This is a genomic window from Flavobacterium succinicans (genome assembly GCF_001662485.1).
Lineage (GTDB): Bacteria > Bacteroidota > Bacteroidia > Flavobacteriales > Flavobacteriaceae > Flavobacterium > Flavobacterium succinicans_A.
Genome location: NZ_JMTM01000060.1, coordinates 32,459 through 48,640 on the forward strand (window position 1 = coordinate 32,459; position 16,182 = coordinate 48,640).

15 protein-coding genes are annotated in these 16,182 nt (G+C 34.3%); 8 read left to right on the plus strand and 7 right to left on the minus strand.

The genetic code is table 11. From position 1 onward, the window contains the following. The first annotated feature begins 60 nt into the window (after window positions 1-60). Both FLB_RS10450 and FLB_RS10455 read left to right on the plus strand, forming a co-directional pair. Window positions 61-1,113: a ferredoxin--NADP reductase gene (locus tag FLB_RS10450; protein ID WP_064715911.1), complete on the plus strand. Its 1,053-nt coding sequence runs from the start codon at window positions 61-63 to the stop codon at window positions 1,111-1,113. A 46-nt stretch (window positions 1,114-1,159) separates the two neighbouring features. Beyond that, window positions 1,160-1,468 carry a hypothetical protein gene (locus FLB_RS10455; RefSeq protein ID WP_064715912.1) on the plus strand — a complete coding sequence of 103 codons (309 nt, stop codon included), beginning with the start codon at window positions 1,160-1,162 and terminating at the stop codon, window positions 1,466-1,468. A gap of 55 nt (window positions 1,469-1,523) precedes the next feature. Here FLB_RS10455 and FLB_RS10460 read toward each other — a convergent pair whose 3' ends face one another. The 4 genes from FLB_RS10460 to FLB_RS10475 form a co-directional block, all read right to left on the minus strand. Continuing rightward, entirely contained in the window at window positions 1,524-2,285 is a 762-nt protein-coding gene (locus FLB_RS10460) for a GLPGLI family protein (RefSeq protein WP_064715913.1), read from the minus strand. Between the two features lie 83 nt (window positions 2,286-2,368). Further along, window positions 2,369-5,152, minus strand: a complete 2,784-nt coding sequence (locus FLB_RS10465; RefSeq protein ID WP_064715914.1) for an outer membrane beta-barrel protein — start codon at window positions 5,150-5,152, stop codon at window positions 2,369-2,371. A 233-nt stretch (window positions 5,153-5,385) separates the two neighbouring features. Beyond that, the gene (locus FLB_RS10470; protein WP_064715915.1) at window positions 5,386-6,375 is read right to left on the minus strand and encodes a glycosyltransferase family 9 protein; all 990 of its coding nucleotides are present in this window, start codon (window positions 6,373-6,375) and stop codon (window positions 5,386-5,388) included. A gap of 136 nt (window positions 6,376-6,511) precedes the next feature. Further along, on the minus strand, window positions 6,512-7,117 hold the full coding sequence (locus FLB_RS10475) for a DUF4254 domain-containing protein (protein WP_064715916.1): 606 nt from the start codon (window positions 7,115-7,117) through the stop codon (window positions 6,512-6,514). An 88-nt stretch (window positions 7,118-7,205) separates the two neighbouring features. Here FLB_RS10475 and upp point away from each other — a divergent pair, with 88 nt between their 5' ends. Then, a complete protein-coding gene (gene upp, locus FLB_RS10480) occupies window positions 7,206-7,859 on the plus strand; it encodes a uracil phosphoribosyltransferase (RefSeq protein WP_064715917.1) in 654 nt (217 codons plus the stop codon). Here upp and FLB_RS10485 read toward each other — a convergent pair. Beyond that, entirely contained in the window at window positions 7,854-8,783 is a 930-nt protein-coding gene (locus tag FLB_RS10485) for a DUF6427 family protein (RefSeq protein WP_064715918.1), read from the minus strand. The two genes, upp and FLB_RS10485, sit on opposite strands and share 6 nt — an antisense overlap. Window positions 8,784-8,930: 147 nt before the next feature. Between FLB_RS10485 and FLB_RS10490 the strand changes: the two genes are divergently transcribed. Next, on the plus strand, window positions 8,931-9,161 hold the full coding sequence (locus FLB_RS10490; protein WP_064715919.1) for a DUF6341 family protein: 231 nt from the start codon (window positions 8,931-8,933) through the stop codon (window positions 9,159-9,161). A 79-nt stretch (window positions 9,162-9,240) separates the two neighbouring features. Here FLB_RS10490 and purD read toward each other — a convergent pair whose 3' ends face one another. Further along, the gene (gene purD / locus FLB_RS10495) at window positions 9,241-10,515 is read right to left on the minus strand and encodes a phosphoribosylamine--glycine ligase (protein ID WP_064715920.1); all 1,275 of its coding nucleotides are present in this window, start codon (window positions 10,513-10,515) and stop codon (window positions 9,241-9,243) included. Window positions 10,516-10,668: 153 nt separating this feature from the next. Between purD and FLB_RS10500 the strand changes: the two genes are divergently transcribed. From FLB_RS10500 to FLB_RS10515, 4 genes are read left to right on the plus strand one after another with little or no spacing between them, the layout of a single operon-like run. Further along, on the plus strand, window positions 10,669-11,988 hold the full coding sequence (locus FLB_RS10500) for a phenylacetate--CoA ligase family protein (protein ID WP_064716082.1): 1,320 nt from the start codon (window positions 10,669-10,671) through the stop codon (window positions 11,986-11,988). Between the two features lie 32 nt (window positions 11,989-12,020). Further along, a complete protein-coding gene (locus FLB_RS10505; protein ID WP_064715921.1) occupies window positions 12,021-12,542 on the plus strand; it encodes an ORF6N domain-containing protein in 522 nt (173 codons plus the stop codon). A 7-nt stretch (window positions 12,543-12,549) separates the two neighbouring features. After that, complete coding sequence (gene wecB / locus FLB_RS10510; RefSeq protein WP_064716083.1) at window positions 12,550-13,644, plus strand: non-hydrolyzing UDP-N-acetylglucosamine 2-epimerase; 1,095 nt, start codon at window positions 12,550-12,552, stop codon at window positions 13,642-13,644. Then, the gene (locus tag FLB_RS10515; protein ID WP_064715922.1) at window positions 13,644-14,828 is read left to right on the plus strand and encodes a glycosyltransferase family 4 protein; all 1,185 of its coding nucleotides are present in this window, start codon (window positions 13,644-13,646) and stop codon (window positions 14,826-14,828) included. The genes wecB and FLB_RS10515 overlap by 1 nt, the downstream gene beginning before the upstream one ends. Here FLB_RS10515 and FLB_RS10520 read toward each other — a convergent pair. Further along, window positions 14,825-16,174 (minus strand): exopolysaccharide biosynthesis polyprenyl glycosylphosphotransferase, encoded by a 1,350-nt coding sequence (locus tag FLB_RS10520; RefSeq protein WP_064715923.1) that lies wholly within the window; start codon window positions 16,172-16,174, stop codon window positions 14,825-14,827. The two genes, FLB_RS10515 and FLB_RS10520, sit on opposite strands and share 4 nt — an antisense overlap. Window positions 16,175-16,182: the final 8 nt, after the last annotated feature.

Genomic DNA, 16,182 nt, shown 5'->3' on the forward strand with positions numbered 1-16,182 from the left:
TTCAATCGGTTGCGCCATCAAAGTTATGGTCTTTGCTATCTTTGTAAAAAAAATCAAATTATGCCTTCCTTTTTAAAACTCCTTATCAAAGAAGTAAAACGCGAAACGAAAGACGCCGTTTCCATACTTTTTAATGTCCCAGAAGAACTTACCTCAAATTATACTTTTACCGCAGGACAATACCTTAACTTGCGTTTAACCCTAGACAATCAAGAGATTCGCAGAGCCTATTCTATTTGTGCTGCTCCTGAAAGTGGGGAATTGCGCATTGCTGTAAAAGCTGTAAAAAATGGACTGTTTTCTCAATTTGCCACAAGCCGATTAAAAGCGGGAGACGTACTCGAAGTAGGACAACCCGAAGGGAAATTCACCTTCACTCCTGATGCCGAGCGTCAAAGAAACTACGCCGCTTTTGTAGCTGGTAGCGGAATCACGCCTGTAATTTCTATCTTAAAATCGGTTTTAAAAAGCGAACCAAAAAGTTCTTTTGTCTTGGTTTATGGTAATAAAACACCTGAGGAAACCATCTTTCATCAAGAATTACACGACTTGCAATTGCAATATGTTGGACGTCTTTTCGTACATTATGTTTACAGCAAAGTACACGCTGGAGAAGGCTTTTTTGGACGAATTGACAAATCGGTTGTGAATGCCGTACTTACGCAAAAACACGCCGCTTTGAATTTTGACAAGTACTTTTTGTGCGGTCCAGAAGAAATGATTACTACCGTTTCTACTATCTTAAAAGAGAAAAATGTAAAAGAATCCGCCATTAAGTTTGAATTGTTTACTTCTTCTACGCAAGAAAAAACAATTTCAGCAGCTGTAGATGGTCACACTACTATTACCGTATTAGTGGACGACGAAGAAACTACTTTCGAAATGTCGGCCAAACAAACCCTACTCGAAGCGACTCTTAAACAAGGCATCGACGCTCCATATTCTTGTCAAGGCGGAATTTGCAGCAGCTGTTTATGTCGTATCACCGAAGGTACAGCCGAAATGAAGAAAAATTCTATTCTTTCTGATGATGAAATTGCCGAAGGTTTAATTCTGAGTTGTCAAGCTTATCCAACTTCTTCAACACTTCGTGTGGATTTTGATGATGTGTAATCCCCCTAACCCCCAAAGGGGGAATAATTGAAATTAGCAGCGTTTTATGAAATCCATACGAGAAATTTTTAAAAACAAAGACTATCTTTTGGATGAACCTGAAGTGGCAGAATTGATGGACTATTGCGAAGCCTTGCAAGATGAAATTGTGGAATTCAAATTTCAACAAGCCAAAAACAAGGAATTGACAATGCTCGATATGTTGAAAGAAGTGCTCAAAGGTTGCAACGCTATCGAAAAAGAACAAATGGAACACGAGCGTTTTGGTTACGAAGCGCCGAATTATCAAGCCACTATTTCGAATTTGAAAAGCTATATCCTAGAACGCTGTCGAGACGAGAAGATTTATTTATGATGAAATCCAAATTCCAATAACTATACTCTTGGAATTTGGATTTTTTCATTGATTACTATAAAAAAGCATTCCACAAGAACATATTTTTTTGTCTTTTGTTTTCTTCTTTATCCTCACCATAGGTAAACCAATCTTTTGTTTTTTCTTCCATCAACGATTTTAAACCCTTTATGTCATATGTTTTTTTGGCTACAATAGGCTTTATAATGGTAGTATCTTTAACTGAAACATCTACTTTAGTAGCTACATAAGAAGTATATAATCGTGGAATAGTAAGCCCCAAAATCATACCTGGCAAACCACTTATTGAAACTGGACCACCAGAAATCGTAATTTCATCAGTGTAAAAAGCAAATACATAGACGTCATCAAATATTTTACCAACCGCTTTTCTGCAATTATACCCCGCAATTTCTCTGTTTTCATTGGTAATCTTCCATTCTATTTTTGGAATACTATCAGTTACAACAAAATTAGTTCCTATAATTTGCTTTTGCATATTGAATATTCCTAAATTAAAATCAAAATACCAGCTGTTTTCTTCATCTGAATCTTTAAGGTATTTTGGAATTCTTGTTTTTGGACTCCATCTATCAAATTTAAATACGCTTTTATTATCGGCAAAAGTGTAGTTGAAATAAGAAATTTTAAGGTCCGAAAGATTGTCCTTCATCATCTCATCCCAGCTATCGTTGCTCATCGTCTTTTTTAGATTGGTATTTACTTCGTATTCAATTACAGCTTTATCTACAAATTGCTGAGCAGTTGATGTTATTGTAAAAAAGAGTGCCGTTATAAAAAAAAGTATTGTTTTCATTGTTTTTAAGTTGTGAGTTAAGATTACACATGATAAAATTTTTATTAAAATTTCTGTTTATTATAACCTAATTAGCCTTTAATCTATCTTTTTTCTGTTTCACCTTTATTTTTAAAATTCCAAGTAAAACCTATCATAGCATATCTTTTTAGCCTATCGTTTTGTTCCTGACTAATCGTGTTTCCAAAAACATTTCTTTGTATGCCTATGTTTTGATTCAAAATATCACGTACCATAAAATAGGCCGTAAATTCGTCGTTTTTAAAAGTACGTTGCAATCTAGCATTCCACAATTGATTCGTTAGATTGTCTTGAAAATCAACCGTCTTTTGTCTTGTATTTAAACTATAATCTGTAGATAGTTTCCATTTTTCTGCAAAATAAACCCCAATATCTAAGTCCAAAGTATTGGTATTAAACGATTTAATTTCACTGTTTTGAGTAGTACTGTTGCGATTATATGTAAACCTATTACTTAAATTTATATCATATTTCTTTTGTTTGGACTTACTTAAATAAACCGACAGACCAGTGTTTAAATTCTCTGAACTTCCCATTATATTGTTAATATTGAGTGCTGATTTAATGTAACCAAAAAATGGACTGAAATTAGCGTCTATATCTATTTTTTTGAATTTCAATCCGTATCCTAAATAAAAATTTCCTGAGAAATTTCCATTGGTATTAATAGGTTTAGAAATGGTTTTAGCCGATTCTGGGTCTATTAAACTACTGTAGATAATGGCATTAGTGGTTGTGTTAAAATAAATTCCTTGATAAAATTGAGTTTCCGTCAACATATCATAACTACTCTGAAATATTTCTATTCTATTTTTAAAAGATTGTTTTAAATCTGGATTCCCTAAAGTTTGATTAAAAAAATCTTGATTATTTCTTAATGGTTGTAATTGATCTAGAGTAGGCTGAATGGTTGAACCATAATAATTAACCCTTAAGTTGCTATTACTTTTATACTTATAGGAGAAACTTGCCGATGGAAAAAAGTTAGTATAGCTACGTTTGTATTCTTTATTCATAGTTTTATCTAATAAATCAAAAGAAGTAAAACCAAAACCACTACCTATACTATAATTGATTTTTTTTGTATTGTAACTCAATTTTAAATTAGGCCTATGCGTAATTATTGCTTGGTCAAATTCATTCGACAATGAAGCCACCAATTGATCGTACTGTCCTGTATTTGCTGAATAATCATAAGTAAAATAGTTGTTTTTTCCTTTATCAAAAGCAATTTGATAAGCAAACTGAAGTGAAAATTGTTTAGCAATAGGTTCAGAATAACTAAAACTAGCTGAAAAGTTTTTAGTTGTTTTATCACCTATTTTATTTTGATCTACTTCATTTTTTGTATCAAAAACACCATTGACATAACTCTCGTTAGAGGACTTTAAAAAATTATTCGAGTTGGTATTCATCATATTCCAACTACTATTTACAGTAAAAGTACGACGCGGTTTAGTAAATTTATGTTTAAACAAAACACTAGCAGACAATGAAGTCTTATCTGAATTTATGGTAAAAGCTCGCTGCTGTTTATTTTTTAATATTCCGCCATTTCCTGTTGTAGTTCCGTTAGTAAATTCATCACTTTCTGTATCATAAAAATTTGAGTTCGCTGTAATTTTCAAGGAGTTTACTGAATCTAATTTTACATCATAAATAGCTTTGAGTTTAAAATTACTTCGATTTACATTTGTTACTGTCGACTCATCTACATTCAATTGCGTATCTCCAACTTGTGTTTGAGAAAGTCTAGTATTATGGTTAGTATAAATTTGCTTATTATATTTTGGCGATACATTTAAGTTTTGTTTTTCATTCCACTTATTGGAGTATTGTAATCCTGCATTGGTGTTCTTTATAAATCCATTTTGAGTATCCACGTATGGTTCACCATCGTTATTATCGCCTGCCCATTCATAATTTACATTTCCATCATCATCCATATTCATACTGAAACTGTCATCGCGAGATCCAAATTTCTCGCTATCTTCCCAACCCAGTCCATCTTGACCTGTATTTCCGTTTAATAAAAATGCAGATAGTTTTCTTTTGCCTTTAAAACTACTAAGCATAAGATTAGTATTGTTTCGGGAGTCAGCATCCGTAAATGGCTCATTGGCTCCGTCTATTTTACCAAAATATCCTTTCTTCTTATCTTCTTTTAATTTTAAATTAATGGTTTTTTTGGTGTTACCATCATCTATTCCTGTAAATTCGGCTTGATCACTTTTTTTATCAAAAACTTGTACTTCTTTTACCGCATCAGCTCGTAAGTTTTTTACTGCCATACCTGGGTCATCTCCAAAAAATTCTTCACCATCTACCAAAACTTTTTGCACCGTTTCTCCCATAGCTTTTATGGTTCCATTTTTATCTACTTGTATACCAGGTAATTTTTTTAAAAGTTCTTCTACGTTTGCGTTTTCACTAACAACAAAATCACTTGCTCTGTAACTGGTAGTATCCCCTTTAATTTTAATCGAACCTGTTTTGATAACCACTTCACGGAGCAATTCTATCTTGCTTTTCAAAGCAATTGTTTCCAATATATTTTCGTTTCCCTTAATAATTATAGGATCTATATAATCGGCATATTGATAATGTGAAGTCATCAGGATGTAGTTTCCTGCTTTTACATTATTAAAGTTAAAATCTCCCTTTTTATCGGAACGGGTAAACTTATATAAAATAGAATCTACGGGAGTCAATAAAGCAACAACTGAATTGTAAACGGGTATTTTTTCTTTTCCATCGGTTAGAGTACCCGAGAGATGTGCTTGTTGAGAAAAGACTGAAAATGAACATAAAAACAAAATTGTTATTAATCCTGTAATTCTTTGCATAAATAGTTTCTGTTTAATTGTATTAAAATTTTAAGATGTAAAACCATCTCAAAAATTACTCTATTCGCTTAGATTTAACCCCTACTTGTAAGAGCAAACTCACAGCGAGCCAAAGTAGTATTTTTAACACGAATTAATTAAAAGCTAATAGTTAAAAAATTGATAAAATTATTCTTTCAATAAAACACAAAGGTAATATTAGGATTAACTAAGAATACAACTTAATTTATTGCTTATAACAATTTCAAAGCTTTTAAAATAGAATCAATAGTAATCGTTCGCATAGCGTCTTCGTAGCCTTCTACTTTTTTATTTCCATATACCGAAGTGGGTAACTTTGGGAACAAATTTCTATCAGCAACCAAGGCGTTTTCTAAAGGTTGATTAAATGGTGCAAAACCAGCATAAGGATGGGTTGCTCCCCAAAGCGTAATGACTTTTACGCCCAACATCGCGGCAATATGTGCATTACCAGAATCCATAGACAACATTACATCAAGGTTACTAATCAATTGTAGTTCTTGTCTAAAGGTAAGTTGCCCTGCAATGTTGATTACATTATCAAATGGTTTTGCCAAGGCATCCAATAGCTCCGTTTCTTGTTGCCCTCCACCAAAAAGCAAAATAGTTTGGTCTGGATTCAGTGCTAATTTGGCAATCACTTCCTGCATTAAATCCAAAGGATAGACCTTGGATTCATATTGTGCAAAAGGCGCTATTCCAATTAATTTTTGATTCGGATTACCAATGATTTTCAAGATCTCATCGGATAAAACTGCTTTTTCAGGAAAGATAGGATTGGATAAATCCAAAGTAAAACCCAGTGCTTCAAAAACTTGGCTATGTCTTTGAAACTTAGTCGGCAGGGGTATAAATACCTTATTTTCAGGACGCGTTAGGGCTTTTTTTCCGGCTCTGCCTTTGTCTACGGCTACCACTTGTTTTCCAAATAACTTAAAAAGGGTTCGCACAACCTGAGAACGAAGCACATTGTGTAGATCCACAAAAGCATCTATTTTGAGTGAATGCAACTCACGAAAAAGGCGTACAAGTCCCAAAAATCCTTTGTGTTTTACTTTTTCGTCAAACGCAAAAAAAGTAAGATTTGGAATTCCGTCAAAAAAAGGTTGAAAAAAAGGTCGAGAGACCATCGTGATTTTTACCTTGGGATATTGCTGAGTAAAGGCGCGAATAACAGGAACGGTCATCGCTACATCTCCCATAGCCGAAAGTCGGATAATTGCGATATGTTGAATTTTCTTTGACAAGAGAACTACGGCATTAAAAAACCATTAAGAAATTAAGTTCATAAAGCCTTGCTAAATTTTCTTAATTCCTTAATGGTTCAATTATTTTGTTTTATTTCTTATTTTGATATAACACCGGATTCAATTCATCGTCATTGTACATTTTCATTTGTTTGTACACTTTCATGAATTTGTCACCGTTTTCGATATCTTGCAACAAATCGTCGATGGCTGTAGACAAATCTGTTCTTTGTTCTAAAAGGATATTTAACTTGGTTTGACAATTGTCTCTGTGTTCCTGAGAAGCTTCAGCCCGAGTAGCTTCTTCGTTCATATGATAAATTTTCAACGCCAAAATTGATAAACGGTCAAATGCCCAAGCCGGACTTTCAGAATTGATTTTTGCTGAATCTTTTACCGCTACACCGCTGTATTTTTGAAGAAAATAGCTATCAATGTATTCTACCATATCGGTACGTTCTTGATTCGATGCATCGATTTTTCTTTTCAAGGTCAAAGCTGCTACTGGATCGATATTCGGATCACGGATGATGTCTTCATAATGCCATTGCACAGTGTCAATCCAGTTTTTCAAGTACAATAAATGTTCGAACTTTTCTTTTGGAAAAGGGTTATTTATTGGTTGATCAACGCTATCAAATTGATGATAATCTTTGATGCTTTGCTCGAATACAGCATACGCTAATTTTGAAAACATATTTTAATAATTTAAAAAGACAAAGATACTTTTTATACTTTTATAGCATTGAAAATTCTACAAAAATTAAATTTCAAATTCGCTTATCATGCAAATCCATAATTTATCGGAATCCAATAGTGTTTTAAATCATTTTTTAGCACAAATTCGCGATGTTTCCATTCAAAATGACAGCCTTCGTTTTCGCAGAAATATTGAACGTATTGGTGAAATTATGGCTTATGAATTAAGCAAAGTAGTCTCCTATGAAGACGTTAGCATTTCAACTCCTTTGGGAACAAAAGCTACTACAAAAATCAAAGATCCACTAGTTATTTGCTCCATACTTCGAGCTGGATTAACCTTACATCACGGTTTTTTGAACTACTTTGATGCTGCCGAAAACGGTTTTATTTCTGCGTATCGTCATCATCCTAATAATGATGATTACTTTGATATTTTGGTCGAATACAAAGCCGTAGCCGATATTGAGGGTAAAAACGTACTTCTTGTAGATCCGATGCTTGCCACTGGACAATCCATTGTTGCGGTTTACAAAAAATTGGTTGAGAAGAAAACACCGGCCGCGCTTCACATTGCGGTGGTTATTGCTGCGCCAGAAGGAATTGCTTACTTAAAAGAACATTTGCCAAGCTCTTGTCATTTATGGGTTGGAGCAATCGACGATAAGCTGAATGAGAAAAGTTATATCGTTCCTGGACTAGGAGATGCGGGCGATTTGGCGTATGGTACTAAATTATAGTTGTGTGAAAAAAGTGAACAAACTACAAACAATCAGTACGCCCAAAATTAATTCTTGTTTTAATTGCTGTTGAAATACTTCTAAAGCATTAGTTCCCATAATAGCCAAAGGGGCAAACGCAAAAAGCAATAGATCGTTGTTTTTATCAGGAGAAATAAAAAAGACAGTCATCGCAATTACAAAAAAAGCAATCAGTTTTTTATAAGAACTAAGCAGTACTTGTGGTTTGCTAGAATAAGATAATAGCATAACAATTACCATGAAAAGCGCTACAGTCATAAAGATTGCAAAAGCCCAGTTTTGATAGTTGTTGTTAAAATAGGTCAATGTTACATCAATATACAATTTATTTAACCAAAACTCTTGGACAGTAACCGCTTGAAAGGTAGCATAAACCATAAAACCAATCACTACAACCATCAAGGCAATAAAGGGTAAAACCCAGTTTCGGTAGTCATTAGAAACATGAAAAAGCACCGAAATAAAGACCAAAGCCATAAACAAAATGCACCAAGGTTGTAACATTGAAGCTAACAAAATCCATAAGGAAGCATCAAATATTTTCTCCTTGGAAGCTTTTAAAGATTGCAAAGAAAGTAATCGTCGCAACGCCAAAAGCAAGAACAAATTAACCACAACAATTTTTAAATTATCAAATATCGAAGGAAAAAAAAGGACGTATAAAAAGAAAAAGAAAACCGTGTAAGTACTGTCCTTGCTGAGTCCGTTTTTTTTACATATAAAATTGGTAATAAAAAGCGTCCCTACCAAAAGCAGAAAAATAAACACCTTTTGTGTTATCAACAACACAGATTTGAACCATGCTAAATCTTGAAATTGATACAATAAAAAGAAAAACAACATTAAAATTACTACTAACGAATAATTTAATGGTGTAGATTTTTTAAAAACACTTGTAATCATAAGGATATTTTATACTTTTGTGACTGTAAATATAATACTTGTTTAAAAAGGAATTGCGCAAGTGACTAAAGATTCTTCATTTTTTTGATTGCTTTTACTCTTTCGCTACTCTAAAAAAACACAACACATCCTTAATTTATATAAATTATGAAAGCATTTTTCGAAGCAATTCAATTTTTATTTGTAGACATTTTATTCAAACCACTAGATTTGCTACGTGAATTTGAACTTATTTCTTGGTTTGGTGCCAATTTCATCAACTGGGTTTTTATGATTATTTGCGCAGCTGCGATTGTATATTGGATTAAACAATTACAAATTTTTGACGAAGCAGGAACAGAAAACCAAGACACCACTGCACATTCATTCTTAAAATAGTTTATTTCTATTTTGCGATTAAAATAAAAAAGCCCAGTAGTTTAAGAATAACTACTGGGCTATATTTTGCAATTTATTTTTATATCAAATCAAATCCGATGTCTTTACGGTAATTCATTTTCTCGAATTGAATTTTAGATACATTGTCGTAAGATTGCTGTAACGCTTCTTGAAAAGTAGCCCCGTAAGAAGTAATCGCCATTACGCGTCCACCATTTGTAACGACAGTTCCGTTGTCTAATTTGGTACCCGCATGAAAAACAATAGCGTTTTCTACGTTTTCTAATCCTGAAATTTCTTTTCCTTTCTCGAAATCTTCTGGATAACCTCCTGAAACTAGCATTACGGTAGTAGCGCTTCTTTCATCAACTTCTAAGTTAAAATCGGCAAGTTTTTCATTGGCTACAGCCAAAAACAACTCCACTAAATCTGATTTCAATCGAGGAATGACAACTTCGGTTTCTGGATCACCCATACGAACGTTATATTCAATCACAATCGGTTCGTTATTCACGTTAATCAAACCAATAAACACAAAACCTTTGTACGGAATGCCATCTTTTTGTAGGCCAGCAATAGTAGGTTGTACAATACGCGTTTCAATTTTTTCCATCAAAACAGCATCTACATAAGGCACAGGAGAAACCGCTCCCATTCCGCCAGTGTTCAATCCCGTGTCGCCTTCACCAATTCGTTTGTAATCTTTGGCTGTAGGCAAAATTTTGTAACTTTTACCATCGGTTAGTACAAAACAGCTTAACTCAATTCCATCCAAAAATTCTTCAATCACTACTTTTGAACTCGCCGCACCAAATTTTTGGCCTACCAACATGTTGCGTAATTCTGTTTGGGCTTCGGCTAAATCCTGAATGATTAAAACCCCTTTTCCAGCAGCTAATCCATCGGCTTTAAGAACGTATGGCGGTTGAAGTGTCGCCAGAAATTCACATCCTTTTTCTACTGTTTCGGCTGTAAAACTATCGTAAGCCGCAGTAGGAACTTGGTGTTTCATCATGAATTCTTTAGCAAATTCCTTGCTTCCTTCCAGTTGTGCTCCCAATTTTGAAGGACCAATAACAGGGATGTGCTTTAAATCGGCATCATTCAAAAAGAAATCATACACGCCTTTTACTAATGGATCTTCTGGTCCTACGACAACCATTTCTATGTTTTCTTTTATCACCACGGCTTTGATGGCTTCAAAATCTGTAGCGCTAAAATCTAAATTGGTTGCTATAGTAGCGGTTCCTGCATTTCCAGGAGCTACAAACAGCGTGTCACAAAGTGGACTTTGAGTCATTTTCCAAGCAAAAGCATGTTCTCTTCCGCCTGAACCTAATAGTAAAATATTCATGTTGTAGTGGTTTATTGTGTTGATTTTTCTCCTATTGAAGAAGTGGTGCAAAAATAATTGCTTTTGAACGTAAAAAATAATTTAATTGTAAAAAGTTCGTGTATATCTACCGATGCCCACTTAGATAGTTTATTTTTGATAAAATTTTATGCAATGTTTCGTCTTTTTAATTTAACCCTTCGACTTAATGGTTTCCCAATTCGTGAAGCAGAATTGGAATTGGATACCATTTTTAAATTATCCGATGCCGAACACCAGGCCTTTTTAGCCAAAAAAAAGAGCGAAATTGTGGCGTATCATTTAGAGAATAATGCTTTTTATAAAACATTAGTAGGGAAAACAAGTATTGAAAACTGGAACGATTTACCTGTTTTGAACAAACAACATCTTCAAAAACCATTGGCAGAACGTTTGTCGAAAGGTTATACAACCAAAAATGTGTATCTCAATAAAACCTCGGGCTCAAGCGGAACTCCTTTTGTTTTTGCCAAAGACAAATACACCCATGCATTAACTTGGGCATCGAATATTGCCCGATTTGGTTGGCACGGTATCGATTTTAACAGTTCCTATCAAGCCCGATTTTATGGCATTCCGATGGATTTTTTGGGCTATAGAAAAGAACGATTGAAAGACTTTTTGAGTCATCGCTATCGCTTTCCTATTTTTGATTTGTCGGATAGGGTTTTAGAAGGATTTTTGAAACAATTCGAAACCAAAAAATTCGATTACATCAATGGCTATACTTCTTCGATTGTTTTGTTTGCCAAATTTTTACAGCAAAAAAACAAGGTACTCAAAACGATTTGTCCTACACTGAAGGTTTGTGTCGTCACTTCAGAAATGCTTTTCCAAGAAGACAAGATACTCTTAGAAAAACAATTTGGCGTTCCGGTGGTTAATGAATACGGCGCCTCTGAGTTGGATTTGATTGCTTTTCAAAATCAAGACGGAGTATGGCAAGTCAACGCTGAAACTTTATTTGTAGAGATTTTGGACGAGAACAATCAAGCAGTTCCTAATGGTACTCCTGGGCGAATTGTGATTACTTCTCTATTCAATAAAGCGCATCCTTTTATTCGCTATGACTTGGGTGACATTGGAATTTTGGATGAAAAAAGCACTGCAAAAAAACCTATTCTCAAACAACTAATTGGACGAACCAATGATGTGGCGCAGCTGCCTAGTGGTAAAAAATCACCTGGATTGACTTTTTACTACGTAACCAAAAGTATTATCGAAGACGACGGCACTATCAAAGAATTTATCATCAAACAAACCCAAATCGATACGTTTGAAATTGAATATGTAAGCCAAACCGAATTGACCGCAACACAAATTCAAAAAATTGAAAGTGCGATTGCCTTGTATTTAGAAAGTGGATTGATTTTTAGTTTCATTCGAAAAGAAAAGCTAGAACGAAGTCATCGTGGGAAATTGAAGCAGTTTACTTCATTTTTAAAAAGTAAATAAAATCGTATATTAGTTTTTTCAAAAGAGAACATATGACTATCAATTCGCTACTTTCGGAAGAAACAATTGCTAACAAAATATACTTTATCCGTAACCAAAAAGTCATGATGGATCGTGATTTGGCGATTCTTTACGGGATTGAGACTAAAGTATTAAATCAAGCAGTTAAACGTAATATGTCACGTTTCCCAGAAGATTTTATGTTTCAACTTACTGAAATTGAATTCCAAAACTTGAAGTCACAATTTGTGACTTCAAGTTGGGGAGGAAGCAGAAAGTTACCATCGGCTTTCACCGAACACGGCGTTTTGATGTTATCGAGTGTTTTAAAAAGCGACAAAGCCATTCAGGTGAATATCCAAATTATGCGCATCTTTACCAAAGTAAGAAAAATGCTTTTGGATACCACGGAACTAAAAATCGACATCCTTCAGATTCAGAAAAAACTAGAAAATCACGACAAGAATATTGAATTGGTTTTCTCTTATTTGGATGAGTTGACAGAGAAAAAAGAAAATGAGCCACCCAGAACAAGCATTGGGTATAAAAAATAGACAACAAATGAAAATTACCATAATTGCAGGAGCAAGACCCAACTTCATTAAGATTGCACCGATAATAAAAGCAATCGAAAAAAAACAAAAAGAAGGACACAAAATATCGTATCGGCTAATTCATACTGGTCAGCATTATGACAAGAATTTGAGCGACACTTTTTTTGAAGAACTAAATATTCCAAAACCCGGTGCCAATTTAGAAGTAAAAAGTGGGACACAAGCCGAACAAACTGCTGCCATTATGGTCGCTTTTGAAAAAGAAATGATAGCCAATCCTTGTGATTTAGTGTTAGTGGTGGGCGATGTCAATTCGACGATGGCTTGTGCGATTGTAGCCAAAAAACAAAATATAAAAGTAGCACATGTTGAAGCCGGAATTCGTTCTGGCGATTGGACTATGCCCGAAGAAATCAACCGAATCGTAACCGATAGTATTACGGATTATTTCTTTACAACTTCCACCTCAGCATCTGAAAATTTATTGAAAAACGGAGTCGAAAAATCAAATGTTCATTTTGTTGGAAATGTGATGATAGATACCTTGTATCAAAATTTGAATCGGATAATAGAACCGATTTTTTGGAAGGAATTACAGTTAGAAACTGGGGGTTATATTGTACTTACGCTTCACCGTCCCTCCAATGTAGATGAAGAACAATCGCTAATTCAATTACTTCAGGGTATTGATAAAATGGCAGCTGATAAAAAAATAATTTTTCCAATTCATCCACGAACCAAGGCAATTTTGGGAGAAAGAAATTTAGATGTAAAAAACATCTTTTTTGTAGAACCACAAGGCTATTTAAATTTTATGTTTCTCATTAAGAATAGTTTTGCCGTAATTACCGATTCAGGAGGTATTTCAGAAGAAACAACGGTTTTAGGGATTCCTTGCTTTACTATGCGAAATAATACCGAACGCCCAGAAACCCAAACCATTGGCACGAATACGCTGGTAGGAACTTCTATAGAAAATCTAGAAAAACACTATACTACGTTTTTAGATGCTCAAGGCAATGCCAAAAAAGCACCTGGTATTCCAGAACTTTGGGATGGAAAAGCTTCGGAACGAATTGTTGCTATTTTACTTCAAATGTAATGAAAGACATTCTTATCGTATCAAATTATTATCCTCCAGAAAAAGGAGCGGCAGCTAATAGAATAGAACAATTAGCATTAAAATTGTATCAAAACAAGTACAAAGTAACCGTAATCTGTCCTTTAGGAAATTATCCCAAAGGCGAATTATTCTCTGAGTACAAAGGAAAATTTTCGGTTACAGAAGAAAGACAAAATATTACGGTCAAACGTCTCTGGATTTTTCCGAGTGTCAGTAAAAACATTTTCAAAAGAACACTTTCGGTTTTATCTTTTTCGAGTATGCTTTTTTTTAATTTGTTATTCAAAAAGACACCTCAAAAAGTGATTGTACAGTCGCCTCCGCTTTTACTATCGTTTGTCTCGGTTGTTGCGCTATGGTTGAAAAGAAAAACCATTGTATTGAATGTTTCCGACTTATGGCCAACAGCTGCCATTGAGCTAAAAGCAATAAAACAAGGAAGTATTTCACACAAGGTTTCCTTGTTTTTTGAACGTTTTATTTATGCCAAAGCTGAAGTGATTTTGGGACAATCGAACGAAATTATCACGCATATAAAAGAACGATTTCCAGATAAAAAATGCTATTTATATCGCAACTTTCCCGATCACCAAAGGGAAGAAATTCAAATGGATTCCAATGTAAATGAACCCATTAAATTGTTTTACGCTGGATTATTAGGTATAGCCCAAGGGGTTTTAGAATTGTGCCAAAAAATTGAGATACAAGGACTTGATTTAGAATTACACATTTTTGGCGATGGTGCCGAAAAAACTGCCCTAGAAGATTTCATTGCAAAAAATCCTCACAAAAAAATTATTTTCCATGGCATGCTAGAACGCCACCTATTACACGAAAAACTAAAGAGTTTTGACATTGCAATTATCCCTTTAAAAACAAGAATATATGGTTCCGTTCCTTCCAAAATTTTTGAATATGGTGCTTTAGGATTTCCAGTTCTCTATTTTGGAGGTGGCGAAGGAGAAACCATTGTCTATGAAAACAAATTAGGTTGGGTAGCCTCAGTTGGCGATTTTGATCAATTAAATTCGGTGCTCAATGAAATTTCAACTACAGGAAAAACCTATATTCAGCAAATGAAAAAAGAGGTTTACTTGACCGCACAAAAAGAGTTCAATTTAGAATCACAAATCCAACAATTGATAAAAGAAAAAGTATTTTAATACGCTTTATCTTCGCCTTTGATGGTGTTGAAAATGGTCATAAAAATGATTTTGATGTCCAACAAAATCGACCAGTTTTCCATATAAAAAATATCATATTTCACTCGGTTGATGATATCCGTTTCTTTTTCTACTTCGCCACGATAGCCTTTGGTTTGCGCCAATCCTGTAATGCCGGGTTTTACAAAATGGCGCACCATAAACTTATTAACGCGTTGCGCATACATTTCAGTATGGCTCACCATATGTGGTCTTGGTCCCACTACCGACATTTGTCCCAAAAAAACATTTATGAATTGTGGCAACTCGTCGATACTGGTTTTTCGCAAAAATCGCCCCACTCGAGTAATCCTTGGATCGTTTTTGGACACCTGTTCTAAATGAGCTTCTGGGTTCAAATTCATAGAACGGAATTTGTAACAATTGAATTCGTGGTAATTCAGTCCATTTCTTTTTTGTACAAAAAACACGGGGCCTTTGGATTCTAGTTTGATGATAATTGCCAAAATTGGGATTAGCCACGACAGAATTCCAACAATAACCAATAAAGAAAACACCAGGTCAAAAACTCTTTTAATGCCTTTGTTCAGCGCACTATCTAACACAATATTTCTCAGTGATATTACAGGAATGTAATCATAATAATCGAAGATGAAATTTCGAGAAAGGATTTGTTTTTCATTAGGAATAAACTTCAAGGTTTTCAAGTTATTGTCTGCAAAATCTACTAAATCTGAGATTTGTTTCTGAGTCAAATCATCCATGGCGCAGTACATCTCGTCGATTTTATGAGCCAAAACATACTCACAACTTTCTTTAATATGATCTTTTCGATGATGTTCTAAGTCGAATACTTTCTCTAAAACATAGCCATAATCTGGGTTTTCGGTAAAAAAATGTTGCAAAGGCGCTATATTTTTTGGACTACCCAAAAGAACCACTTTTCTAAAATTACCTCCAAAAAGCACTCTAAATTTTTGCAGAAAAAAGTAAATCGCCAACTTAAAAAACAACACAGCCGCAATAACAACAGAACTAAAAAAGAACGTCTTTGCAAAACTGGTACTTGGATTATTGATAAAAATTACGGCCATCGAAAACAGTGAAAATAGCATCCACTGTTTGAAAGCGCAATTTATGATTGCAATAACTTTCGTATACCGATACACTTCATAAAATCCTAAGGACGATGCAATAATCAACCAAGCCATAATTAAGGCAATAGGATTATACGACAACAAAGGTAAATCGGTACAATAAATAGCAGCTACTAAAATGATTGCACTATCCAAAACATAGGAAAAGGGCCGAATGTATCCTGAATATCTACCGGTTTTGGTCTTCACTGATGATG